Origin of the sequence: Streptomyces sp. 840.1 (genome assembly GCF_003751445.1) — a bacterium.
In the GTDB taxonomy this organism is placed as follows: Bacteria; Actinomycetota; Actinomycetes; order Streptomycetales; family Streptomycetaceae; genus Streptomyces.
In genome coordinates this window covers 1552605-1575628 of the sequence record NZ_RJUU01000001.1, presented here as the reverse complement: position 1 = coordinate 1575628, position 23024 = coordinate 1552605, and the positions used below count along the sequence as shown (strand labels likewise).

Sequence of the window (23024 nt, the reverse complement as noted above, 5' to 3'; positions counted from 1 at the left end):
GACAGATTCAGACGTATTGACGTATTCGGCGGAAACGCGCAGGCACGGACGGCACACCGGCCCGGACCGGCGGCATCCTGGCCGGATGACACCCCGCGCGGCAACAACCGGCCCCGACCGCACCGCACTCGCCGACGCGCTCCGCTCGGCCGTACGCGGCGAGGTCGCGTTCGACGCCACCGCACGGGCCCTGACGACGATGGACGCGTCCAACTACCGCCGGGTGCCCCTCGGCGTCGTGGCCCCGCGCGACGCCGACGACATCACCGCCGCGCTCGCCGTCTGCCGGGCGCACGGAGTGCCCGTGGTGCCCCGCGGCGGCGGCACCTCCATCGCCGGGCAGGCCACCGGCACCGGCGTCGTCCTCGACCTCACCCGCCACCTGCGCTCGATCCTCGAACTGGACCCCGGCTCCCGCAGTGCGGTGGTCCAGCCGGGCATCGTCCTGGACGACCTGCGGGCCGCCGCCGCCCCGCACGGGCTCACCTTCGGCCCGGACCCCTCCACGCACAGCCGCTGCACCATCGGCGGCATGATCGGCAACAACTCCTGCGGCTCGCACTCGGTCGCCTGGGGCACCACCGCCGACAACGTCCACGCGCTGACCGTCGCCCGCTACGGCGGCGACACCCTGCGCCTGGAACGCGGCGCGCCCGGACCCGCCGGGCTGGCGGAGCTGGTCGCCGCCCACCTCGCCCTGCTGCGCACCGGATTCCCCGGACTCCCGCGCCGCATCTCCGGATACGCGATGGACGCGCTGCTGCCCGAGCACGGCCCCGACCCCGCACGCGCCTTCTGCGGCAGCGAGGGCACGCTCGGCGTGGTGACGGAGGCGACGCTGCGGCTCGTCGAGGCACCGGCGGCCCGCGCGCTCGCCGTACTCGGCTACGCCGACGAGTCCGCCGCCGCCGAGGCCGCCCCCGGCCTCCTCCCGCACCACCCGCTGACCGTCGAGGGCATGGCCGCCGACCTCGTACGCGAACCGGCCGGGCTGCTGCCCCGGGGCGCGGCCTGGCTCTTCGTCGAGACGGGCGGCGCGACACCCGCCGAGGCGCAGTCCCACGCGGAGCGGATCGCACGGGCGGCGGCCCCGGACGCCGTGGCCACCGCCGTCGTCACCGACCCGGCCGGGCAGCGGGCGCTGTGGCGGATCAGGGAGGACGCGGCCGGGACGGCGACCCGCACACCGGAGGGCAGCGAGGCCTGGCCCGGCTGGGAAGACTGCGCGGTGCCGCCCGCCCGGCTAGGCCCCTACCTCCGCGACTTCCGCGCCCTGCTCACCGAACACGGCCTGCGCGGCACCCCGTACGGGCACTTCGGCGACGGCTGCATCCACGTCCGGATCGACTTCGACCTGCTCAGCACCGACGGCATCGCCCGCTTCCGCACCTTCTCCGAGGAACTGGCCACCCTCGTGGTCGCCCACGGCGGATCGCTCTCCGGCGAACACGGCGACGGCCAGGCCCGCGCCGAACTCCTGCCCAGGATGTACGGGGACGAACTGGTCACCCTCTTCGGCCGGTTCAAGGACCTGTGGGACCCCGACGGCGGCATGAACCCGGGCATCCTCGCCCGCCCCGCCCGCCTCGACGAGAACCTCCGCTTCGACGTGCTGCCGCGCGGACCGGTCGACGTCGCCTTCGGCTACCCGCACGACGGCGGCGACTTCTCGGCGGCGGTGCGCAGGTGCGTCGGCGTCGCCAAATGCCGTACGCGGGAAGCCCCGGGAGCGGACGTGATGTGCCCGTCCTTCCGCGCGACCGGCCAGGAGGAGCACTCGACCCGGGGCCGGGCCCGGCTGCTGCACGAGATGCTGGCCGGCCCGGCGGGAGGCGTGATCACGGACGGCTGGCGCTCCACGGAGGTACGGGACGCGCTCGACCTCTGCCTGTCCTGCAAGGGCTGCCGCAGCGACTGCCCGGTGGGCGTGGACATGGCCACGTACAAGGCCGAGTTCCTGCACCACCACTACCGCCACCGGCTGCGCCCCGCCTCGCACTACGCGCTGGGGCGGCTCCCGCAGTGGCTGCGCCTGGCGGCCCCCTTCGCGGGCGCCCTGAACGCCGCGGCCCGGGTGCGGCCGCTCGCGGCGCTCGCCAAACGGCTGGCCGGGATCACGCCCGAACGCTCCATCCCGGTGCTGGCACGGGAGACGTACACCCGGTGGCTGAACCGGCGCTGGGGCAGGGGCACGTACCTCTTCTCCAGCGACGAGGTGGCCACCGTCTGGCCCGACACCTTCACCGAGTACCTCTCGCCCGAGGTCGGCCGGGCGGCGGTGCGCGTCATCGAGGCGGCGACGGGGCGCCGGGTGACCCCGCCCGCCCGAGGGCTGTGCTGCGGCCTCACATATGTCTCGACGGGCCAGCTGGACAAGGCCCGTTCGGTGATGCGCCGCACCCTGGACCGGCTGGCCGGCAACCACGGCTCCCCGGTGATCGTCCTCGAACCGAGCTGCGCGGCCACCCTGCGCACGGACCTGCCGGAACTCCTGCCCGACGACGCGCGCGCCGCGGAACTGGCCGCCTCGGTCCACACGCTGGCCGAGTACCTGGAGGAGTACGCCCCCGGCTGGCGGCCCCCGCACCTGGACCGCCCGGTGACCGGCCAGACGCACTGCCACCAGCACGCGGTCCTGGGAGACGGACCGGACCGCCGGCTCCGCGAACGGGCGGGCCTGACCGGTGAGCTGGCCGGCGGCTGCTGCGGACTGGCCGGCAACTTCGGCTTCGAACGCGGCCACTGGGAGGTATCGGTCGCCTGCGCCGAGGACGCGCTGCTGCCGGCGGTACGGGAGGCGGCGCCCGGCACGGAGATCCTGGCGGACGGGTTCTCCTGCCGGACGCAGCTGGGCCAGGTGGGCGGCGTGCGGGCGCGGCACCTGGCGGAGGTGCTGGCAGAGGGGCTGGACGGGCCGGAGGCGTCCGGGGATCAGACCTGGTAGCGGCCGGGTGCGAACAGCCGGAGGTTCTCCTCGACCCACCGGGAGGTCAGCTTCAGGCCGTCCTCCAGGGAGACCTCCGGCTGCCAGCCGGCCCACTCGCGGGCCCGCGTGTTGTCGGAGAGCAGCCGCTGCACCTCGCTGCCGCTGGGCCGCAGCCTGGCCGGGTCGACGACCACCTGTGCGTCCCGCCCGGACGCGGCGATCAGCGCGGTCGCCAGGTCCCCGATGGAGATCTCCCGGCCGGTCCCCAGATTGACGGACTGCCCCAGTGCCCGGTCGCAGTCCGCCAGGGCGAGGAACCCGGCGGCCGTGTCCGTGACGTAGGTGAAGTCCCGGGTCGGCGTCAGCGAACCGAGCCGGACCTGCGTCGCCCCGGCGTGCAGCTGGGCCAGGATCGTGGGGATCACGGCCCGAGCGGACTGGCGCGGACCGTAGGTGTTGAACGGCCGGACCACGGTCACCGGCAGCTCGAAGGCGTGCCAGTGCGACAGCGCCATCATGTCCGCGCCGATCTTCGACGCGGAGTACGGGGACTGCGGCTGCAGCGGGTGGGTCTCGCTGATGGGGGCGGTCAGCGCGGTTCCGTACACCTCGCTCGTGGAGGTGTGCAGCAGCCTGCGGACCGAGTGCCGGCGGCAGGCCTCCGCCACGTTCTCGGTGCCGACGACGTTCGTCCGGACGTAGGCCCCCGGGGAGTCGTAGCTGTAGGGGATGCCGATGAGCGCGGCAAGGTGGAAGACGGTGTCGCAGCCCGCCACGGCGTCCATCACCCGCCCCGCGTCCCCCACGTCACCGGCGATCATCTCGACGGGGCCGTGCGGGTCGTCGAGGTGGCGGGCGAGGTGCCCCTTCTCCGCGTACGGCTTGTAGTGCACCAGCGCGCGGACCTTCGCCCCCCGGTCGGCCAGCATGTCGACCAGTGTCGAGCCGATGAAGCCCTCGGCCCCGGTGACCAGGACCGTACGGCCGTTCCAGTTGATGCTCATGCGGAGTTCTCCATGTCGTACGAAGGGGTGGCGAGACGGATGACCCGGGCGGCGAGCAGGTCCGCCGCCCGGCCGTGACAGCCCGGATCGGCGGCGCGGCCCATCGTGGCGAGCCGGGCCGGTTCGGCGAGCAGCGGTTCGACGAGGGCCGACAGCCGGTCGGCGGTCGCCTCGGCGTCCGGCAGCAGGTGGGCGGCGCCCGCGTCGGACAGCACGCGGGCGTTGTGCGTCTGGTGGTCGCCGGGGGCGTGCGGGTAGGGCACGAGGACGGCGGGCACCCCGACGGTGGCCAGTTCGGCGACGGTCGCGGAGCCGGCCCGGCACACGACCAGATCGGCGACCGCGTAGGCGAGGTCCATCCGGTCGAGATACGGCACGGCGTGGGCGATGTGCGCCGCGCCCGCGTCGGCGAGGCGCCGCCGGGTCGCTTCCAGCGCCGCGGGGCCGGTCTTGATCAGCAGGTGGACGTCCGTCCGGTGGCGCCGGCGCGCGGCGAGCCCGACCGCGGCCTCGGTGAGCCGGGCCGCGCCGAGGCTGCCCCCGTTGAACAGCAGCACCCGGGCGCCGTCGGGTATCCCGAAGGCGCGTCGCGCCTCCTCGCGCAGCGCCGCCCGGTCCAGGGCCGCGAGCTCTGCGGAGATCGGCATGCCGACGGTCTCCGCGTCCTGCCCGCCGGACAGATGGGCGCGGCTGCGGTCGAAGGCGACGGTGATGTTCGCGGTGAGCCGGGCCGCGAACTGGTTGGCCCGGCCCGGGACGGCGTTGGACTCGTGGATCACGCTGGGCAGCCCGGCCATCCGCGCCCCGAGGATGACCGGCGCGCTCGGGTAGCCGCCCATGCCGACCGCGACCCGGGCGCCCTGGGCGCGCAGGATGGACCGGCACTGCGCACCGGATCTGAGGAGCGCGGCGGGCAGCAGATAGCGCCTGGCGCCCAGGGACGGGTCGAAGGGGATCATGTCGACGGTGTGCAGCCGGTATCCGGCCCGCGGGATCAGCTCGGTCTCCAGGCCCCGCTCGGTGCCGACGAAGGAGATCAGGGCGTCGGGGGCGGCCCGGCGCAGTGCGTCGGCGAGCGCGAGACCGGGGTAGATGTGGCCGCCGGTGCCGCCCGCACCGATCACGACGGAGAGTGGTGTGCGCATGGGCGCCACACTCACGAAGCGGCCTAAGAAGGTTCTAAGAGTCCGTTTTGAGAGTCTTCACGGCATGACCAAGATCCTGGTAGTCGACGACGAGCCGGAAGTACGGGCGGCCGTCGAGGACGCGCTGACCGTGGAGGGGCACGAGGTGCGCGGCGCCGCCGACGGCCTCGCCGCGCTCTCCGAGGTGGCGTCCTGGCAGCCCGACGCGATCGTGCTCGACGTGATGATGCCGGTCCTCGACGGGCTGGCGGTCTGCCGCCGGCTCCGGGCGGTCGGCGACCGTACGCCGGTGCTCGTCCTGACCGCGCTGGACCAGGTCAGCGACCGCGTGGACGGGCTGGACGCGGGCGCCGACGACTATCTGGTGAAGCCCTTCGCACTGGACGAACTGGGCGCCCGGGTACGGGCGCTGCTGCGCAGGGCGGCGCCCTTGCCGCCGGACGAGGAGCTGTCCTTCGCGGACCTGTCGTTGAACGCGGCCACCCGCACCGGCCTCCGGGCGGGCCGCCCGCTCGAATTCAGCCGCACCGAGTTCGCGCTGCTGGAACTGCTCGTCCGCCACCCGGGCCAGGTGCTCCCGCGCGAGACGATCCTGGAGCTCGTCTGGGGCCAGGACTTCGGCCCGGACTCCAACTCCCTCGCGGTGTACGTGGGTTACCTGCGGCGGAAACTGGAGGCGGGCGGCGAGCCGCGGCTGGTGCACACCGTGCACGGCATCGGCTACCGCCTGGACACGGCATGAGTCGCCGCCGCCCGGCCGGGGTACGCCGCCGGCAGCGACCGCTGCGCACCCGGCTGGCCCTGGCGGCCTCCGCCGCGGTGGCGCTGGTCACCCTCGGCGTGTGCACGGCGGCCTTCTTCGTGATCCGGTACGAGATGTTCCACCAGCTCGACCTGAACCTGACCCAGTCGGCGACCAGGCTGATCCAGGAGCACCGGGGCGAGGGGCCGGACGTCCTGGCGGGTGAGTGCCGCTTCCTGTCCGCCCCCGCCTGCGCGCAGATCGTCCCCGCCGCACCGGCCGACGACCCGGCCGCACCGTATCTCCTGCCGGTGTCCGCCCCGGTCCGGGAGGTCGCGGCGGGTGAACGTGCCCCGTACTTCAGCAACATCACGCTCTTCGGCAGACCCGTCCGGATGCTGACCACGCCCCTGGGCCGGGGGCGGGCCGTCCAGGTCGCGCTGCGCTCGGACACGGTGCAGAGAGGGGTCCGCCAGGCCGCCGGGCTGCTGGCCTCGGTCGGGCTCACGGGCGTGCTCGTGGCGGCGGGCCTCGGCTACTGGGTGGCGCGCACCGTGCTGGCGCCGGTCACCCGGCTGACCGCCACCGCCGAACGCATCGCCGCCACCCGCGACCCCCGTCACCGCATCGAACTGCCGGGGCCGGCCGGCGGCCGGCAGGACGAGGTGACCCGGCTCGCCGCCAGCTTCAACACGATGCTCGGCGAGCTGGAACAGTCGGTCACCGCCCAGCGCCGCCTCGTCGCCGACGCCTCGCACGAACTCCGTACACCGCTCACGGCGCTGCGCACCAACGCGGAACTCCTGGCCCGCTCCGAACGGCTCACCGACGCACAGCGCGACAGGGCGTCGGGGGCGCTGGGGCGCCAGCTGCGCGAGGTGACGGGCCTGGTGAACGACCTCATCGAACTGGCCCGGGACGAGGAGCCCCGGCCGCTCCTCGAGGAGGTACGGCCGGCGGACCTGGCCGAGCACGCGGTGACGACCGCCCGCGCCCACTGGCCGGCGGTGCCCTTCCTGCTCGACACCGACCCGGCCGCGCGACCGGTGACCCGCCCCGGCGTACCGGCCCGCCTCACCCGGCTGCTGACCAACCTGCTCGACAACGCCGCCAAGTTCAGCCCGGCCGGCAGCCCGGTCGAGGTGGGCCTGGCCGTCCGCGCGGCCGCCCTGGAACTCACGGTCCGCGACCACGGACCGGGTATCGCCGCGCAGGACATCCCGTACGTCTTCGACCGCTTCTACCGCGCGGAGGCGGCGCGCGCCCTGCCCGGCTCGGGACTCGGCCTGGCGATGGCCCGCCAGATCGCCCGCGCGCACGGGGCCGAGCTCACCGCGGAAGCGGCTCCGGGCGGCGGGGCGCTGTTCCGGCTGGTGTTCCCGGCCGAGGGCGCGGGCCCCTCGGCCGGGTAGTGGGGCCCCGGACGGCAGCGGGTTCCTGGAGCTCGCTACTCCGGGACGTCCCGCGCCACGATCTCCCGGGCCAGCGCGGCGAGATCGGCGAGCGCCGGATGGCCCGGTGCGTCACGGCGGGCGAGCAGCACCGGCACGGCCGGCGCGTCGGTGAGCGGCCGGTAGGCGACCCCGGCGTGCGGGTGCATGGCGGCGGTGGAGGCGGTGGAGACGCCGGCGCCCCGGCCCGCCGCGATGGCGGTCAGCCAGTCGTCGGTGTTGGCGACGGTGAGGGTGGCGGCGGGGCGCGCGGCGGGCGGCCACAGGTCGGGGGTGGTGGTGCCGGAGACGGTGTTCAGGACGACGGTGCCGGTCGCCAGGTCGGCCAGCCGGAGCGCGGGGCGGGCGGCGAGCGGGCCGTCGGCCGCCACGGCGGCGACCCGTTCCTCGTCGAACAGCACCTCGGTGAGGAGGCCGGGCGCCTCGACCGGGCCGCGCAGCAGTGCGGCATCGACCTCGCCCCGGGTCAGCCCGGCGGTGCGGTCGTCGATCCGCAGGAGTTCGAGCGGGGTCTGCGGGTACCGCTCCTGCCAGCTGCGGAGCAACGGTGTGGTGTACCGGCCGAACGCGGACCAGGCGTGCCCGAGCCGCAGCGGCCACCGCCGCAGCCCGCCGGGGTCGATGGCCTCGTCGAACGCGGCCACGGCGGCGGCCGCCTTGTCGCGGAAGACGACGCCCTCGGGGGTGAGGGCCAGGTGGTGGGTGGAGCGGTCGACGAGCCGGATGCCGAGGTGGCGCTCCAGGGCGGCGAGGGTCCGTGAGACGGCGGGCTGGGTGAGCCGGAGCCGGGCGGCGGCCCGGGTGACGCTGGACTCGTCGGCCACCGCGAGGAACGCCCGCAGATGGCGGAGCTCGACCCCGCGTCCGGCGCCCCGGCCCGTGCCCTGTCCAGTACTCATGCGCCGGAAGCATAACGGGAGCCCAGTCGGCATTTCACGCGCCACGCGCAGGTGCCTACGGTAAGGGGATGGGCTGCGCGCGGTGAGTGCAGTATCTTCAATTGAGCAGTGCAGCATATTGCACTTGCCGATGTCGGTCGATGTGGGTCGACGTGAGTTGACGCGAGTCGACGCGGCCGGTGTATTCGTGAACTAGGGAAGTCAGGCCACAGGTGAACGACCAGGGCACCGCCGCAGAACCGGCCGCCGCAGTCGCACTGCCGGAGGCGGTCACCGCCCTCGGCGAACCAGGCGGCCCGGCTCCCGCCGGAGGGCGCGGAGTCGCGCTCGCCCCGGTCGCCCTGGTGGTCGCGGGCGGCCTCTCCGTGCAGTTCGGCGCGGCGGTCGCGGTCCTGCTGATGCCGAAGGCCGGCGCCCTCGGTGTCGTCACCCTGCGACTGGCCGCCGCCGCGCTCGTCCTGCTCGTCGTGTGCCGCCCCAAGCTGCGCGGCCACTCGCGCGCCGACTGGGGCACGGTGCTCGCCTTCGGCGTCGCGATGGGCGGCATGAACACGCTCTTCTACCAGGCCGCCGACCGCATCCCGCTCGGCGCGGCCGTCACCCTGGAGGTGCTCGGACCGCTCGCCCTGTCGGTGTTCGCCTCGCGCCGCCTGGTCAACGTCGTCTGGGCGGCCCTCGCGCTGGGCGGGGTGATCCTGCTGAGCGGCGGGGGCTTCGACCGGCTCGATCCGGTGGGCGCCGCGTACGCACTCGGCGCGGGAGCCATGTGGGCGGCGTACATCATCTTCAGCGCCCGCACCGGCCGCCGCTTCCCGCAGGCCGACGGGCTGGCCATGGCCATGGTGGTGGCCGCCCTGCTCTCGCTCCCGCTCGGCATCGTGGAGTCCGGCTCGAAGCTCCTGGTGCCCAGCACGCTCGGCCTGGGCGCGGCGGTCGCGCTGCTGAGCTCGGTGCTCCCGTACACCCTCGAACTCATGGCGCTGCGCAGGCTGCCCGCGCCCACCTTCGCGATCCTGATGAGCCTGGAACCCGCCATCGCGGCCACGGCCGGCTTCCTCATCCTCGACCAGGCACTCACCACCACGGACGCCCTGGCCATCGCCCTGGTCATCGGCGCGAGCATGGGCGCGGTACGCAGCCAGGTGGGGGGCCGGCGGAAGTCGGGCGGCGGGCGGAAGCCGGGCGGCGGTCGGCCTCCTGCCCGGGAGTCCTGAGCGCTCGCTCCACCTGGGCCCGGCCGGGCCCGGTCAGGTCTCGCGGCGTGCCGTGATGTCCGTCGCGTTGGCACGGATCCACTGCAGCAGCGGCTCCAGCGCCGCCGCCGCACCCCGGCCCAGACCGGTGACCGAATACGTGACGGACGGCGGCTGGCCCGTACCGACGCGGCGGTGCACCAGCCCGTCCTGCTGGAGTGAGCGGAGCGTGGCCGCGAGGCTCTTGTCGCTGATGCCCGCGACCACCGTGCGGAGCTCGTGATAGCGGAGCGGCTCGGCCAGCAGCGCCGTGAGGATCAGGATCGTCCATCGGCCGGCGAGGTGTCCCAGCACCTCGCGCGCCGGGCAGTCCTTGTGGAACACGTCACCCATCACGCCACCCCCGGGCCCCTGGACTGCGCGCTCACCGTCGGGTGAGCACCGCACCACAGGGTGAGCGCCTTCCGCCGCATCCGCGCTCTCCCTAGGTTAGCGACCTGCTCACGCCCTGAGGAGGAAGCATGAAACCGACCGCACTCGTCACCGGCGCCGCCCGTGGCCTGGGGGCGGCCATCGCCCGGCAACTCGCCACGCGCGGCCACCACGTGATCGTCAACTACCGCACCGGTGAAGCCGAAGCGGCCGAGCTCGTGCGCTCCATCGAGTCCACCGGCGGCAGCGCGTCGAGCGCCGGGGCCGACGTCACCGACCCGGCCGCCGTCGACGCACTGGTGACCGGGATTCTCGCCGCCCACGGCCGGATCGACACCGTAGTCGCGGCCGCCAACACCGCCCCGCCGCCCTTCGCCGCGCTGAGCGACCTGTCATGGGCGGACTTCGCGGCCAAGGTCACCGACGAGCTCGCCGGCGCCTTCCACGTCACCAAGCGCGTCCTCGGGCCGATGAGGGCGCAGGGCGCGGGCCGGATCATCTACCTCGGCAGCACCGCGGCGGACTACGCCGGCGATGGCCGGCTCGCGCACGGCACCGCGAAATCCGCGCTGGCCACCTTCGCCCGCCACGTCGCCGCGGAGAGCGCACGCCACGGCGTCAGCGTGCTCGTCGTCGCCCCCGGGGCCGTCAGGACGCCCGCCACCGCCGAACTCCTGACCGACGAGCGCGTCGCCCTCCTCGGCCGCGAGTCCGTGCTGGGCCGGATGCTGGAGCCGGACGACGTCGCCGCCGCGGTCGCACTGGCCGCCGACCCCGTACTCGCCGTGGCCACCGGTACGACGCTGCGGGTCGACGGCGGCTGGTCCGTCCTCGTCGGCGGCCCGGCCGGCAGACCCGCCTGAGCGCGGGCCCGGGGCCCGGTCACGGCCTCCGGGTCAGGTCCATGGCCCAGAATGCCCGGGGCGGCCACTGGATGCCCACCAGATGCGCCACACCCGCGCTCCGGGATCGAACCTGGCGCAGCGTGAACCCCTCGAAGGTGTCCGTCCGGTCGGAACGGCCATCAGCGGGACGTCGGAACTCACCACTGCAACTCCTCGTACTCGGCGCGGGCGGAGCGATGTGCCACAGGCGGAGCCGTGCCCGCAGGTCCGGCAACCGACGCCGCCGGTCACGGCTTGGCCAAGAGCCCGCCGTTCACAGTGCGGTCGGGGCGCGGGCGGGCTCATCTGTGAGGACGACGCCGGTCCCGCCCACTGACATCGCCGCCGAGCGGGCCGCGACCCGTCAGGCAGACCCTGACGTGGGCGGGATCCCGAACCAGGAGGAACCATGCCGGAACGTGATGATCTCATCGCGCTCATGACCGATCAGCGCACCAACTTTCTCTACACCGTCGCGAATCTCGACGATGCGCGGGCCCGGACCCGTACGACCGACAGCGAGCTGACGCTCGGCGGACTGGTGAAGCACCTGGCCCAGGTGCAGCGGACCTGGCTGGCCGTGGTCGACGGCACGGCCCCGGCTCAGGTCGAGTGGGCCGACCTCGACCCCGACGGCAACCGGATGTCCGAGGCGGACACCCTGCCCGCGCTGCTCGACGCATTCCACGCCGCGGCAGTCGAGTTCGACCGTACGGTGCGCGAGGAGGCCGATCTCGACCGTCAGGTCACCCTGCCGGCGTACCCCTGGTCGCCCCCGGAGCCGATCACCTGGACCGTGCGCCACGTCCTGTGGCACGTCTTCCGGGAGATCGCCCACCACAGCGGCCACGCCGACATCATCCGCGAGGCTCTGGACGGCGCCAGCACCACGGCGAAGATGGCCGAGGCGGCGTCCCGGGGGCAGTAGAAGAGGCAGCCCGGCCCTCCCCCTCACGGCGCGTACCCCGTGCGGCTCGCACGGGGTACGGAGCTGCCGGACAGCTCCTCCCGTGATCGTCTTCGGGGGCTAACCCCCGCGTGCCCACGGGCTTCAACGCCACCGCCGACAGGCGTGCCAGACGGATTCTTCGGCCTGCCGCATTTCCGAATGATTGGACCTGCAAGCAGCTCGCACCCCAAGTCCCCGAAGGATCAGCCATGTCGCGCCTTTCCCCGAAGCACCGGTCCACGTACCGCGCTCTGTCGGCCCTCGCCCTGCTGACCCTGACCGCCGGTGCCGTCACGGCCTGTGGCGACAGCGACCCCGCCCCGAAGTCCGCCGCCTCGCACCCGGCCGCCGCCTCCCGGCCCGCCGCCTCGCACCCGGCGGCCTCTCCGGCGGCCGCGGCGGGCGCGTCGAAGCTGCGCATGATCACCAACGAGGGTCACCGCGTGGCCTTTCACGTCACCCAGGGCAACGGCCGCACGATCGTCCTGGACTCGGGCGGCGGCGAGGACTCCTCCTACTGGAACGACCTCGTCCCCAGGCTCCACGCGGACACCGGCGCCACCGTCATCACGTACGACCGGCCCGGACTCGGCAAGAGCGACGTGGTGCCCGGACCGTGGAAGGTGGAGAGCGCGGTCAGTGACCTCGAAGCGGGGCTGCACCAGCTGGGTGTCAGGGGGAACGTGACCCTGGTGTCCCACTCCCAGGCCGGGGAGATCGCGAACTACTTCGCGAAGGAGAACCCGAAGATGCTCTCCGGCGCCGTCCTGGTCGACGCCAATCTGCCCCAGCTCTTCACCGACGAGGAGATCGCCCGTCTCGCGGCGGCGAGCGCGCCCCAGGTGGCCGCCGCGAAGAAGGACCCCGACGACCCGAAGAACCGCCAGCTCCTGTCCACCGCGGCGAGCTACGTCCCGATGCACCGTGCCTTCCACAAGGTCGTCTGGCCGGACGGAGTGCCGGCCACGTACATCGTCTCGGAGAAGACCCCGCTCGAGGCGTCCCCCGTGGACGCCCAGCGCTGGCGCGACGCCGCCACCCTCTTCGTCAAGAGCGGGCCCGACCGGACGCTCGTCACCGCCGAGGGCAGTTCCCACGACGTCCCGAAGGACCGCCCCGATCTCGTGCTCAAGGAGATCGAGGGCATGGTCGCCACCCCGGCGAGCTGAACACCGGCTTCGCCGGGGGGCGGTCGGGGCAGGGCCGGGGAGGCCGGCCCGTCGGGTCGGGGCCGTCAGGCCAGGCCCGCTCCGATCGCGCGGCGGACGGCGTCGGCGCGGTCCTTGATGTCCGCCTTGGCGAAGAGGTTGTTGATGTGCGTCTTCACCGTGGCCTCGCTGATGAAGAGCTGCTCCGCGATGGCCCGGTTCGGCAGGCCCCGGCCGATGAGCGTGAGGACCTCGCGCTCGCGGGGCGTGATGTCGGCGGGCAGTGGCTGTCCGGGGGCCGGGGGCCTCGTGCGGACGGTGGCGAGGAGGCGGTCCTGGACCTCGCGGTCGAGTACGGACTGTCCCGCCGCGGCGGCCCGGATCGCCCGGGTGATGTCGCGGCGACCGGCGTTCTTCGTGAGGTAGCCGCGGGCCCCCGCGCTCAGCGCGGCCAGGATGGAGTCGTCGTCGGCGAAGGTGGTCAGGACGACGACGGCCACGTCCGGGTGCTCCTCCGTGAGCCGCCGGGTCGCCTCGGTGCCGTCCATGACGGGCATCCGCAGGTCCATGAGGACCACGTCCACCGGCCCCGCGGCGACCGCGGCCAGCACCTCGGTCCCGTCGGCGGCGGTCGCGACGACGTCGAGGTCGTCGGCCAGACCGAGGACCGCGGCCAGCGGCTCGCGTACGGCGGCCTGGTCGTCGGCGACGACGACCCGCAACCGCTGGGTGCTCCGCGCGGGCTCGCCCACGCCGGGTTCGCCCATGCCGGACTCGCTCCTGCCGGATTCGCTCATGCCGGGATCACCGCTTCCACCTGCCAGCCGCCTTCGTCCGGTCCTTCGGTGACCGGGCCCGCGGTGATCGTCCCGCCCAGCAGGGCGACCCTCTCCCGCATGCCGATCAGCCCCATTCCGCTGCCGACGCCCGCACGCGCCGCCCGGGTCGCCGCACTGTTGCGGATCTTCAGTGTCGTCGATGCGGCGTCGAACGTCAGCCCCACCCGGACTTCGCTGCCGGGTGCGTGCCGCGCGGCGTTGGTCAGCGACTCCTGCGCGATCCGCAGCAGGTTCTGGGTCACCCCGGACGGCACCTCACGGACGGTCCCGCTGACCGTGAGGGCGCCGCGGTGGCCGGAGGAGTCGATCAGCGCGGTCAGGCTCCCGACCAGGGGCAGGGCGTCCTCGCGCAGGGCGCGCACGGTCCACTGGGCCTGTTCCAGGCTCTTCCTGACCAGGCTGTGCGCCTTCTGGTTCGCCGCACGGACCTTCTCCAGGTCGCCGGTCTCGATCAGCGCGTCCGCCAGTTCCAGCTGCATGTTGATGCCGGCCAGCGAGTGGGCGAGGACGTCGTGCACGTCGCGGGCGATCCGGCCGCGCTCGGTCAGGACGGCCGCCTTCGCCTCGGCACGGGCGGCCCGCTCGGCGGACTCGGCGGCGTCGATCGCCGCCCGGATGGCGCGCTGGCGGCCTCGGTTCACGATGCCCATCACGACCGGGGTGCCGGTGCTCAGGCCGAGGACCCAGGGGAGCAGGTGGTGGCCGGGGCCGATGTGGAAGTACAGGACGCCGCCGCACAGCGCGCCGGAGAGCGCCGCCAGGGTGACGGCCTGCCTGACCGGCAGCCGGAATCCGGCATGGCCCACGAGGAAGTACGCGAAGAGATAGCTCGAACCGCTGCGGCTGACGCCGATCAGGGCGGCCGCCGCCACGATGCCGAGGGTCAGCCAGACCAGGGCCGCGCGGGGCGGCACCTTTGCCTCGGGCAGGTGGCGTGCCGCCAGCGCGAGGGAGTTGACCACGAGGAGCGCGGCGACCGCGAGGCCCCGGCCGTCGAGGCCGAGCGGGCGGACCGTCGCGAAGGCGGACCCGATGACGAACAGCGTCAGGACCCACTGGACACGGGGGTCCTGACCGGGAACGGGGCGGGGGCCGGACTCCCGGCGCGAGGACGCCCCCGTTCCGGGGGCGTCCTGCGCTGCGGGCTCGTGTCGCTCTTCGGGGGCGCTCTGTGCTTCGGGCACGGCGTGACCATAGCTCACGGTCAGACCGTACGGTCGAGGGCCGGCGCGGGCCGCGTCGCCGCAGCGCGGTCCTCGGGCCGGGCGACCAGCCGGCTCCGGATGTAGATCGTCGCGAGCCGGGTGACGACCTCGGTGAGCGCCATCAGGACGAAGGCGGCGACCCAGGCCTGATCCGTGGTGATGTGGTGGGCGATGCTGAACCGCGCCACGTCGTCGGCGCCGCCGCCGTGCGAGACCCAGATCTGGAAGCCCATGCGGGCGCCCATGCCGAGCACCCACAGGACCGCGGAGGCCACGCCGGCCTTGATCAGCAGGTGCTCGCCGGCGGCCCGGATGCGGGTGTAGATGCCGCCCGCGATGCCGAGGGCCGCGCCGATGGCCACCAGCGCGCCGATCAGCACCAGGTCGTTGCCCCCGGTGGGCACGCTGTGGAGGTACGAGTGCGCCACGTAGGCGACGATCCCCAGCGGGATCAGGAAGGTCTTCAGGTCCAGCCGGCCCTCCCGCAGCTGCCGGAAGACGACCAGTACGAGGGCGATGTCGGTGATCCAGTCCGTGGTTGTCATGCCCTCAAGACTGCTGTCGCGGGGCCTCTCGCACCTGGACCCATGGGTGGAACGACAGGTGGAGATCGGCGGCCGGGACGGGTGACGGCCGGGCGATGACCGGGTGCCGCCGCTGTCGTCCCGGGGCCGCTGTCAAAAATAATGCAAGCATGCTTGATTGTTTTGGGTCCCGCTGGCAGGCTCCGGGGCACACCGCCACGCCCCGAGGGAGTGCACCGTGTCCGATGCCTCAGCCGTGCTCGACGATCTGCGCAGCGAGAGCGAGGAACTCGACCTGCTGGTAGCCGGGTTGAGCGCCCCGCAGTGGGCGGGGGCGACGCCCGCCGCAGGGTGGACCGTCGCCCACCAGGTGGCCCACCTGAGCTGGACGGACGAGGTGGCGCTGCTCTCCGTCACCGACCCCGGGCGCTTCGGTGACGAGGTCGCGAGGGCGATGCGGGACCCCGAGGGCTTCGTCGACGACGCGGCCGGTGAGGTCGTGGCGGCGTACGCCCCCGAGGCCCTGCTCACCCACTGGCGCACCGGGCGCGAACGGCTCCAGGAGGCCCTTCGGGCGGCCCCCGCCGGGACGCGCTTCCCCTGGTACGGGCCGCCCATGAGCGTCGCCTCGATGGCGACCGGGCGGCTGATGGAGACCTGGGCGCACGGCCAGGACGTGGCCGACGCGGTCGGTGTCACCCGCACGCCCACCGCCCGGCTGCGGCACGTCGCGCGGATCGGGGTGCGGGCGCGGGACTACGCCTTCCTGGTGCGCGGGATCAAGGCGCCGGGTGAGGAGTTCCGGGTGGAACTGGAGGGACCCGGAGGCGAGTTGATCTCGTACGGGCCCGAGGGCGCGGCCCAGCGGGTCACCGGGCCGCTGCACGACTTCTGCCTGCTCGTCACGCAGCGCGCCCACCGCGACGACCTCGCCGTGCGCGCCGAGGGACCCGACGCCGAGGTGTGGCTGGGCATCGCGCAGGCCTTCGCCGGGCCGGCCGGTCCCGGGCGCGACCCGAAGGCGGCCCGATGACCGAGCCGCCGGTGACCGTGCCGCCGATGACCGAGCCGCCGGCGACCGTGCCGCTGCGGATCGGCAACGCCTCCGGGTTCTACGGCGACCGCTTCGACGCCGTGCGCGAGATGCTCACCGGCGGCCCCCTCGACGTCCTCACCGGGGACTACCTGGCCGAGCTGACCATGCTCATCCTCGGCCGCAGCCGCCTCAAGGACCCCTCGCGCGGCTATGCCACCACCTTCCTGCGGCAACTGGAGGAGGGGCTCGGGCTGGCCGGGGAGCGCGGGGTGCGGATCGTCACCAACGCGGGCGGCCTCAACCCCGCCGGACTGGCCGACGCCGTGCGGGAGCTGGCCGCGAAGGTGGGCGTGCCCGTGCGCGTCGCGCACGTCGAGGGTGACGGCCTGCCCGTGCCCGAGGGGTATCTCACCGCCAACGCCTACCTCGGCGGGGCGGGCATCGCCGCCTGTCTTCGGGCCGGTGCCGACGTCGTCGTCACCGGGCGGGTCACCGACGCCGCCCTCGTCACCGGCCCCGCCGCCGCCCACTTCGGCTGGGGGCCCGAGGACCACGACGCGCTCGCCGGAGCCGTCGTCGCCGGGCACGTACTGGAGTGCGGCACCCAGGCCACCGGCGGGAACTACTCCTTCTTCCGGGGCCACGACCTGCGGCGCCCCGGTTTCCCCGTCGCCGAGATACACGCCGACGGCACCTCCGTCATCACCAAGCACGACGGCACCGGCGGCGTCGTCGACGTCGGCACGGTCACCGCCCAGCTGCTGTACGAGACCGGCGGCGCCCGGTACGCGGGACCCGACGTCACCGCCCGGCTCGACACCGTACGGCTGACCCCCGAAGGGCCCGACCGGGTCAGGATCTCCGGGGTGCGGGGCGAGGCCCCGCCGCCCACCCTCAAGGCCGGACTCACCCGGCTCGGCGGCTGGCGCAACGAGGTCGTCTTCGTCCTCACCGGCCTCGACGTCGAGGCCAAGGCCGGGCTCGTCAGGGACCAGATCGCCGACGCGTTCGCGCGCGCCGGGCGGCAGCCGGACGAGGTGCGGTGGGAGCTGGCCCGCACCGACCGGGCCGACGCCGGCACCGAGGAGACCGCGAGCGCCCTGCTCCGGCTCGTCGTCCGCGACCAGGACCCCGACGCCGTCGGGCGGGCCCTGTCCGGCGCCGCGATCGAGCTCGCCCTCGGCAGCTACCCGGGCTTCCACGTCACGGCGCCGCCCGGAAAGGGCGCGCCCTACGGGGTGTTCGAGGCCCGTTACGTACCGGCCGAGGACGTCACGCACCTCGCCGTACTGCCCGACGGGCGGCGCGAGGCGCAGGAGCCGGCCGCCCGGACCCGGGAGGTCGAGGTGCTCGAACAGCCGCCGCTGCCCGCACCGTTGGCGGCCGGGCAGTCCACCCGTACCGCCCCGCTCGGGCTCGTCGCGGGTGCCCGCAGCGGCGACAAGGGCGGGGACGCGAACGTCGGGGTGTGGGTCCGGAGCGAGGCGGCCTGGCGCTGGCTGGCCCACGAACTCACCGTCGAGCGCTTTTGGGAACTCCTTCCGGAGACCGCGCCGCTCACCGTCGTACGCCATGTCCTGCCCCACCTGCGCGCCCTGAACTTCACCGTCCACGGGCTGCTCGGCGAGGGCGTCGCCGCCCAGCACCGCTTCGACCCGCAGGCCAAGGCCCTGGGGGAGTGGCTCCGCTCACGCCACCTGGAGATACCCGTGGCCCTGCTCCCACCGGAGGTGCACGCATGACCGTCCTGCCCACCGGGCTCGACACCGCGAGCTCCGAATACGCCGCGAACCGCGCGGCCATGCTCGGCAAGCTCGCCGACCTCGACGCCGCGCACGCCAAGGCGCTGGAGGGCGGCGGCGAGAAGTACGTCGAGCGGCACCGCTCGCGCGGCAAGCTGCTGGCCCGCGAGCGCATCGAGCTCCTCGTCGACCAGGACACCCCGTTCCTGGAGCTGTCGCCGCTGGCCGCCTGGGGCAGCGATTACGCGGTCGGCGCCTCGCTCGTCACCGGGATCGGGGTCGTCGAGGGCGTGGAGTGCCTGATCACCGCCAACGACCCGACCGTACGCGGCGGGGCCTCCAACCCCTGGACGCTGAAGAAGGCCCTGCGCGCCAACGAGATCGCCTTCGCCAACCGGCTGCCCGTCATCAGCCTGGTGGAGTCCGGAGGGGCCGATCTGCCCTCGCAGAAGGAGATCTTCATCCCGGGCGGGGCGCTCTTCCGCGATCTCACCCGGCTCTCCGCCGCCGGCATCCCGACCGTGGCCGTCGTCTTCGGCAACTCCACGGCGGGCGGGGCGTACGTGCCCGGCATGTCGGACCACACCGTCATGATCAAGGAGCGGTCCAAGGTCTTCCTCGGCGGCCCGCCGCTGGTGAAGATGGCCACCGGCGAGGAGAGCGACGACGAGTCGCTCGGCGGCGCCGGGATGCACGCCCGCACCTCCGGCCTTGCCGACCACTTCGCCGCCGACGAGCAGGACGCGCTGAGGCAGGCCCGGCGGATCGTCGCCCGTCTCAACTGGCGCAAGGCGCACGCCGATCCGGGGCCCGCCGAGCCGCCGAAATACGACGAGGGCGAGCTGATCGGCATCGTCCCCGGCGATCTGAAGGTGCCCTTCGACCCGCGCGAGGTTATCGCCCGGCTGGTCGACGGCTCGGACTTCGACGCGTTCAAGCCGCTCTACGGGACGAGCCTGGTCACCGGCTGGGCCCGGCTGCACGGCTACCCCGTCGGCATCCTCGCCAACGCGCAGGGCGTGCTGTTCAGCGAGGAGTCGCAGAAGGCGGCGCAGTTCATCCAGCTCGCCAACCAGCGCGACATCCCGCTCCTCTTCCTGCACAACACCACCGGCTACATGGTCGGCAAGGAGTACGAGCAGGGCGGCATCATCAAGCACGGCGCGATGATGATCAACGCGGTGTCCAACTCGAAGGTCCCGCACCTGTCCGTCCTGATGGGCGCCTCCTACGGCGCCGGGCACTACGGCATGTGCGGCAGGGCCTACGACCCGCGCTTCCTGTTCGCCTGGCCGAGCAGCAAGTCCGCCGTCATGGGCCCGCAGCAGCTGGCCGGGGTGCTGTCGATCGTCGCCCGCGCCTCGGCCGCCGCGAAGGGACGCCCGTACGACGACGAGGCGGACGCCGGACTGCGCGCCATGGTCGAGCAGCAGATCGAGTCCGAGTCCCTGCCGATGTTCCTGTCCGGCCGGCTGTACGACGACGGGGTCATCGACCCGCGCGACACCAGGACCGTCCTCGGGATGTGCCTGTCCGCGATCCACACGGCACCGGTCGAGGGCGCCCGCGGCGGCTTCGGCATCTTCCGGATGTGAGGGCCCACACCATGATCACCACTCTGCTCGTCGCCAACCGGGGCGAGATCGCCTGCCGGATCTTCCGTACCTGCCGGGCCCTCGGCATCGCCACCGTCGCCGTGTACTCCGACGCGGACGCCGGCGCCCTGCACGTACGGGAGGCCGACACCGCCGTACGGCTGCCGGGGGCCGCCCCCTCCGACACGTATCTGCGCGGCGACCTCGTCGTGGCCGCCGCCCTCGCGGCGGGCGCGGACGCCGTCCACCCCGGGTACGGCTTCCTCTCCGAGAACGCCGGCTTCGCCGCCGCCGTCCAGGACGCCGGGCTGCTCTGGGTGGGCCCGCCGGTCAAGGCCATCGAGCTGATGGCGTCCAAGACCCGCGCCAAGGAGCTGATGGCCGCCGCGGGGGTGCCGCTCCTCGCCCCCGTCGACCCGGCCGTGGCCCACGCCGAGGACCTGCCGCTGCTGCTCAAGGCGGCCTCCGGCGGCGGCGGCCGGGGCATGCGGATCGTACGCGAACTGGTTTACCTGGAAGGCGAGTTGACCGCCGCTGCCGCCGAGGCGCTGTCCGCGTTCGGAGACGGTGAGGTCTTCGCGGAGCCGTACGTGGAGCGCGGCCGGCACGTCGAGGTCCAGATCATGGCCGACGCGCACGACGGCGTCTGGGCGCTCGGCACCCGCGACTGCTCCCTCCAGCGCCGCCACCAGAAGGTCATCGAGGAGGCCCCCGCACCCGGCCTGGACGACGGGCTGCGCGAGCGGCTGCACACCGCCGCGGTGACCGCCGCACGGGCCGTCGGCTACCGGGGCGCCGGCACCGTCGAATTCCTCGTCACCGAGGACGGGCGGCCGTACTTCCTGGAGATGAACACCCGGCTCCAGGTCGAACACCCGGTCACCGAGGCCGTGTTCGGCCTCGACCTGGTCGCCCTCCAGCTGCGCACCGCCGAGGGCGAACCGCTGCCCGCCGCCGGGCCCCCGCAGCCCGCCGGGCACGCCGTCGAGGCCCGGCTCTACGCCGAGGACCCGGCCCGCGACTGGCAGCCACAGACCGGGGCGCTGCTCTCGTTCGAGGTGCCGGACGAGCCCGGCGTGCGCCTGGACACCGGGTACGCCGGCGGCGACACCATCGGCGTGCACTACGACCCGATGATCGCCAAGGTCATCGCCCACGCCCCCACCCGCGCCGAGGCCGTGCGCCTGCTGGCCCGCGCCCTGGAACGCGCCCGCGTGCACGGCCCGGTCACCAACCGTGACCTCCTCGTGCGCTCCCTGCGCCACCCGGACTTCGTGGCGGCCCGCCTTGACACCGGCTTCTACGCACGCCACCTGGCGGCCCTGACCCCCGCGCCCGACGAGGCAGCGGTGCGACTGGCCGCGACCGCCGCCGCCGTCGCCGAGGCCTCCGGCGGCACCGCGCCGGGCACCGGCGGCGGGACCCCGGCCGGCCCCGCCCGCTTCGGCGCCTGGCGCAACCTCCCCTCGCAGCCCCAGCTCAGGCGCTACCGCAGCGAACCGGACGGCGCCGAGTACGAGATCGCCTACCGCCCCACCCGCGACGGCCTGGCCCTCGGCACGGACGGCGCCTGCGACGGCCAGACCCTCGGCACGGACGGCATCCGTGTCGTCTCCGCCGGGCGGGCCCGCGTCAGCCTCGAATCCGGTGGTGTCACCCGGCACTTCGACATCCGGGGCCACGGCGACCGGCGGTACGTGGACACCGCCACCGGCCTGTACGCCTTCACCGCCCTGCCCCGGTTCACCGACCCCGCCGAGCGGACCGAGCCCGGCTCCCTGCTCGCCCCGATGCCCGGCACCGTGGTCCGCCTGGCCGAGGGGCTGGCCGCCGGAGCCGCCGTCGCGGCCGGGCAGCCGCTGATCTGGCTGGAGGCGATGAAGATGGAGCACCGCATCCTCGCCCCCGCCACCGGCACCCTCACCGCCCTGCACGCCACCACCGGCCTTCAGGTGGAGGTCGGCGCGCTGCTCGCCGTCGTCACCGAGCGGCCCGACCACGCAGTCGTCACGGAAACCGCATCCGCACCTGCTGAGGAGACCGCATGAGCACCGTCCTCGAAACCGAAGAGCACCAGGCCCTGCGCGCAGCCGTCGCCGCCCTGGGCAAGCGGTACGGGCGCGACTACATGACCTCCGTCGTCCGCGACGGCGCCCACCCCCGCGAGCTGTGGGCGGAGGCCGCCAAGCTCGGCTATCTCGGCGTGAACCTCCCCGAGGAGTACGGCGGCGGAGGCAGCGGGATGGCCGAACTCTCCATTGTTCTGGAGGAGTTGGGGGCGGCCGGTTCGCCGCTCCTGATGATGGTCGTCTCGCCCGCCATCTGCGGCACCGTCATCGCCCGTTTCGGCACCGAGGCGCAGAAGCGCCAGTGGCTGCCCGGCCTCGCGGACGGCAGCCTCACCATGGCCTTCGGCATCACCGAGCCGGACGCCGGGTCCAACTCGCACCGGATCACCACCACCGCCCGCCGCGACGGCGAGGAGTGGGTGCTCACCGGCCGCAAGGTCTTCGTCTCCGGCGTCGACATAGCCGACGCCACACTCATCGTCGGCCGCACCGAGGACGCCAGGTCCGGCAAGCTCAAGCCCTGTCTGTTCATCGTCCCGCGCGAGGCCCCCGGCTTCCAGCGCTCGCAGATCGACATGGAACTCCAGGCGCCGGAGAAGCAGTTCGAGCTCGTACTCGACGACGTACGGCTGCCCGCCGAGGCGCTGGTCGGGGACGAGGACGCGGGCCTCCTGCAGCTCTTCGCTGGCCTCAACCCCGAACGCATCATGACCGCCGCCTTCGGTATCGGCATGGGCCGCTACGCGCTCGGCCGCGCCGTCGAGTACGCGAAGACCCGCCAGGTGTGGAAGGAGCCCATCGGCGCCCACCAGGCCATCGCGCACCCCCTCGCCCAGGCCCACATCGAACTCGAACTGGCCCGCCTGATGATGCAGAAGGCCGCCCGGCTCTACGACGACGGCGACGACATCGGCGCGGGCGAGGCCGCCAACATGGCCAAGTACGCGGCCGGCGAGGCCTGCGTGAAGGCGGTCGACCAGGCCGTGCACACCCTCGGCGGCAACGGACTCACCCGCGAGTACGGCCTCGGCTCCCTGATCACCGCGTCCAGGGTGGCCCGGATCGCCCCGGTCAGCCGGGAAATGATCCTGAACTACGTATCCCATCAGTCCCTGGGTCTCCCCAAGTCGTACTGACAGCCGCCATTCTGTCCCTCCACGCCGTACGGGACCCGCCGCACCCACCGCGGGGCGGCCGGGCCCCGGCCCGGCGCCGCACGCCATCTCGCCACGCGTCGTACG

19 protein-coding genes are annotated in these 23024 nt (G+C 73.9%); 12 read left to right on the top strand and 7 right to left on the bottom strand.

Annotated features, from left to right (window positions below):
* The first annotated feature begins 85 nt into the window (after nucleotides 1-85).
* Nucleotides 86-2944 carry an FAD-binding and (Fe-S)-binding domain-containing protein gene (locus tag EDD93_RS07285; protein ID WP_123524378.1) on the top strand — a complete coding sequence of 953 codons (2859 nt, stop codon included), beginning with the start codon at nucleotides 86-88 and terminating at the stop codon, nucleotides 2942-2944.
* On the opposite strand, the gene EDD93_RS07280 is transcribed toward EDD93_RS07285, so the two are convergent.
* Together EDD93_RS07280 and EDD93_RS07275 are read right to left on the bottom strand one after the other, a co-directional pair.
* Nucleotides 2932-3930 carry a GDP-mannose 4,6-dehydratase gene (locus tag EDD93_RS07280; RefSeq protein ID WP_123524377.1) on the bottom strand — a complete coding sequence of 333 codons (999 nt, stop codon included), beginning with the start codon at nucleotides 3928-3930 and terminating at the stop codon, nucleotides 2932-2934. The genes EDD93_RS07285 and EDD93_RS07280 overlap by 13 nt on opposite strands.
* On the bottom strand, nucleotides 3927-5075 hold the full coding sequence (locus EDD93_RS07275; protein WP_123524376.1) for a glycosyltransferase: 1149 nt from the start codon (nucleotides 5073-5075) through the stop codon (nucleotides 3927-3929). The genes EDD93_RS07280 and EDD93_RS07275 overlap by 4 nt, the downstream gene beginning before the upstream one ends.
* A 64-nt stretch (nucleotides 5076-5139) precedes the next feature.
* Between EDD93_RS07275 and EDD93_RS07270 the strand changes: the two genes are divergently transcribed.
* On the top strand, nucleotides 5140-5817 hold the full coding sequence (locus EDD93_RS07270) for a response regulator transcription factor (protein ID WP_123524375.1): 678 nt from the start codon (nucleotides 5140-5142) through the stop codon (nucleotides 5815-5817).
* On the top strand, nucleotides 5814-7229 hold the full coding sequence (locus EDD93_RS07265) for a cell wall metabolism sensor histidine kinase WalK (protein WP_123524374.1): 1416 nt from the start codon (nucleotides 5814-5816) through the stop codon (nucleotides 7227-7229). Before EDD93_RS07270 ends, EDD93_RS07265 begins: the two co-directional genes overlap by 4 nt.
* 35 nt (nucleotides 7230-7264) lie before the next feature.
* Here the strand turns inward: EDD93_RS07265 and EDD93_RS07260 are convergent, their stop codons facing one another.
* Nucleotides 7265-8167 carry a LysR family transcriptional regulator gene (locus tag EDD93_RS07260; RefSeq protein WP_123524373.1) on the bottom strand — a complete coding sequence of 301 codons (903 nt, stop codon included), beginning with the start codon at nucleotides 8165-8167 and terminating at the stop codon, nucleotides 7265-7267.
* Between the two features lie 212 nt (nucleotides 8168-8379).
* Between EDD93_RS07260 and EDD93_RS07255 the strand changes: the two genes are divergently transcribed.
* Nucleotides 8380-9381, top strand: a complete 1002-nt coding sequence (locus EDD93_RS07255) for a DMT family transporter (RefSeq protein WP_123524372.1) — start codon at nucleotides 8380-8382, stop codon at nucleotides 9379-9381.
* A 33-nt stretch (nucleotides 9382-9414) separates the two neighbouring features.
* Here the strand turns inward: EDD93_RS07255 and EDD93_RS07250 are convergent, their stop codons facing one another.
* The gene (locus tag EDD93_RS07250) at nucleotides 9415-9753 is read right to left on the bottom strand and encodes a helix-turn-helix domain-containing protein (protein WP_123524371.1); all 339 of its coding nucleotides are present in this window, start codon (nucleotides 9751-9753) and stop codon (nucleotides 9415-9417) included.
* A 128-nt stretch (nucleotides 9754-9881) separates the two neighbouring features.
* Between EDD93_RS07250 and EDD93_RS07245 the strand changes: the two genes are divergently transcribed.
* From EDD93_RS07245 to EDD93_RS07235, 3 genes are all read left to right on the top strand, one after another.
* Nucleotides 9882-10655: an SDR family oxidoreductase gene (locus EDD93_RS07245; protein ID WP_123524370.1), complete on the top strand. Its 774-nt coding sequence runs from the start codon at nucleotides 9882-9884 to the stop codon at nucleotides 10653-10655.
* A 430-nt stretch (nucleotides 10656-11085) separates the two neighbouring features.
* On the top strand, nucleotides 11086-11604 hold the full coding sequence (locus EDD93_RS07240; RefSeq protein WP_123524369.1) for a DinB family protein: 519 nt from the start codon (nucleotides 11086-11088) through the stop codon (nucleotides 11602-11604).
* A gap of 230 nt (nucleotides 11605-11834) precedes the next feature.
* Complete coding sequence (locus tag EDD93_RS07235) at nucleotides 11835-12794, top strand: alpha/beta fold hydrolase (protein WP_123524368.1); 960 nt, start codon at nucleotides 11835-11837, stop codon at nucleotides 12792-12794.
* A 65-nt stretch (nucleotides 12795-12859) separates the two neighbouring features.
* Here EDD93_RS07235 and EDD93_RS07230 read toward each other — a convergent pair whose 3' ends face one another.
* The 3 genes from EDD93_RS07230 to EDD93_RS07220 are packed head-to-tail and all read right to left on the bottom strand — an operon-like array spanning nucleotide 12860 to nucleotide 15362.
* Nucleotides 12860-13540: a response regulator transcription factor gene (locus EDD93_RS07230; RefSeq protein ID WP_123524367.1), complete on the bottom strand. Its 681-nt coding sequence runs from the start codon at nucleotides 13538-13540 to the stop codon at nucleotides 12860-12862.
* Between the two features lie 26 nt (nucleotides 13541-13566).
* Entirely contained in the window at nucleotides 13567-14796 is a 1230-nt protein-coding gene (locus EDD93_RS07225) for a histidine kinase (RefSeq protein WP_123524366.1), read from the bottom strand.
* A 20-nt stretch (nucleotides 14797-14816) separates the two neighbouring features.
* A complete protein-coding gene (locus EDD93_RS07220) occupies nucleotides 14817-15362 on the bottom strand; it encodes a hypothetical protein (protein WP_123524365.1) in 546 nt (181 codons plus the stop codon).
* 217 nt (nucleotides 15363-15579) lie between these two features.
* On the opposite strand from EDD93_RS07220, the gene EDD93_RS07215 reads away from it, so the two are divergent.
* From EDD93_RS07215 to EDD93_RS07195, 5 genes are read left to right on the top strand one after another with little or no spacing between them, the layout of a single operon-like run.
* Nucleotides 15580-16374: a TIGR03084 family metal-binding protein gene (locus tag EDD93_RS07215; protein ID WP_123524364.1), complete on the top strand. Its 795-nt coding sequence runs from the start codon at nucleotides 15580-15582 to the stop codon at nucleotides 16372-16374.
* A 26-nt stretch (nucleotides 16375-16400) separates the two neighbouring features.
* The gene (locus EDD93_RS07210; protein WP_123527626.1) at nucleotides 16401-18119 is read left to right on the top strand and encodes an acyclic terpene utilization AtuA family protein; all 1719 of its coding nucleotides are present in this window, start codon (nucleotides 16401-16403) and stop codon (nucleotides 18117-18119) included.
* The gene (locus tag EDD93_RS07205; protein WP_123524363.1) at nucleotides 18116-19714 is read left to right on the top strand and encodes an acyl-CoA carboxylase subunit beta; all 1599 of its coding nucleotides are present in this window, start codon (nucleotides 18116-18118) and stop codon (nucleotides 19712-19714) included. Before EDD93_RS07210 ends, EDD93_RS07205 begins: the two co-directional genes overlap by 4 nt.
* 11 nt (nucleotides 19715-19725) lie before the next feature.
* Nucleotides 19726-21762 carry a biotin carboxylase N-terminal domain-containing protein gene (locus EDD93_RS07200; protein ID WP_123524362.1) on the top strand — a complete coding sequence of 679 codons (2037 nt, stop codon included), beginning with the start codon at nucleotides 19726-19728 and terminating at the stop codon, nucleotides 21760-21762.
* On the top strand, nucleotides 21759-22919 hold the full coding sequence (locus EDD93_RS07195; RefSeq protein WP_123524361.1) for an acyl-CoA dehydrogenase family protein: 1161 nt from the start codon (nucleotides 21759-21761) through the stop codon (nucleotides 22917-22919). The genes EDD93_RS07200 and EDD93_RS07195 overlap by 4 nt, the downstream gene beginning before the upstream one ends.
* The last annotated feature ends 105 nt before the right edge of the window (nucleotides 22920-23024 follow it).

Coding starts and splice junctions, on each gene's coding strand:
- EDD93_RS07280 (WP_123524377.1), bottom strand. CDS start 3,930: ATGAGCATCAACTGGAACGGCCGTACGGTCCTGGTCACCGGGGCCGAG.
- EDD93_RS07260 (WP_123524373.1), bottom strand. CDS start 8,167: ATGAGTACTGGACAGGGCACGGGCCGGGGCGCCGGACGCGGGGTCGAG.
- EDD93_RS07250 (WP_123524371.1), bottom strand. CDS start 9,753: ATGGGTGACGTGTTCCACAAGGACTGCCCGGCGCGCGAGGTGCTGGGA.
- EDD93_RS07220 (WP_123524365.1), bottom strand. CDS start 15,362: ATGACAACCACGGACTGGATCACCGACATCGCCCTCGTACTGGTCGTC.
- EDD93_RS07240 (WP_123524369.1), top strand. CDS start 11,086: ATGCCGGAACGTGATGATCTCATCGCGCTCATGACCGATCAGCGCACC.
- EDD93_RS07195 (WP_123524361.1), top strand. CDS start 21,759: ATGAGCACCGTCCTCGAAACCGAAGAGCACCAGGCCCTGCGCGCAGCC.
- EDD93_RS07265 (WP_123524374.1), top strand. CDS start 5,814: ATGAGTCGCCGCCGCCCGGCCGGGGTACGCCGCCGGCAGCGACCGCTG.
- EDD93_RS07205 (WP_123524363.1), top strand. CDS start 18,116: ATGACCGTCCTGCCCACCGGGCTCGACACCGCGAGCTCCGAATACGCC.
- EDD93_RS07245 (WP_123524370.1), top strand. CDS start 9,882: ATGAAACCGACCGCACTCGTCACCGGCGCCGCCCGTGGCCTGGGGGCG.
- EDD93_RS07210 (WP_123527626.1), top strand. CDS start 16,401: ATGACCGAGCCGCCGGCGACCGTGCCGCTGCGGATCGGCAACGCCTCC.
- EDD93_RS07230 (WP_123524367.1), bottom strand. CDS start 13,540: ATGGGCGAACCCGGCGTGGGCGAGCCCGCGCGGAGCACCCAGCGGTTG.
- EDD93_RS07270 (WP_123524375.1), top strand. CDS start 5,140: ATGACCAAGATCCTGGTAGTCGACGACGAGCCGGAAGTACGGGCGGCC.
- EDD93_RS07200 (WP_123524362.1), top strand. CDS start 19,726: ATGATCACCACTCTGCTCGTCGCCAACCGGGGCGAGATCGCCTGCCGG.
- EDD93_RS07235 (WP_123524368.1), top strand. CDS start 11,835: ATGTCGCGCCTTTCCCCGAAGCACCGGTCCACGTACCGCGCTCTGTCG.
- EDD93_RS07275 (WP_123524376.1), bottom strand. CDS start 5,075: ATGCGCACACCACTCTCCGTCGTGATCGGTGCGGGCGGCACCGGCGGC.
- EDD93_RS07285 (WP_123524378.1), top strand. CDS start 86: ATGACACCCCGCGCGGCAACAACCGGCCCCGACCGCACCGCACTCGCC.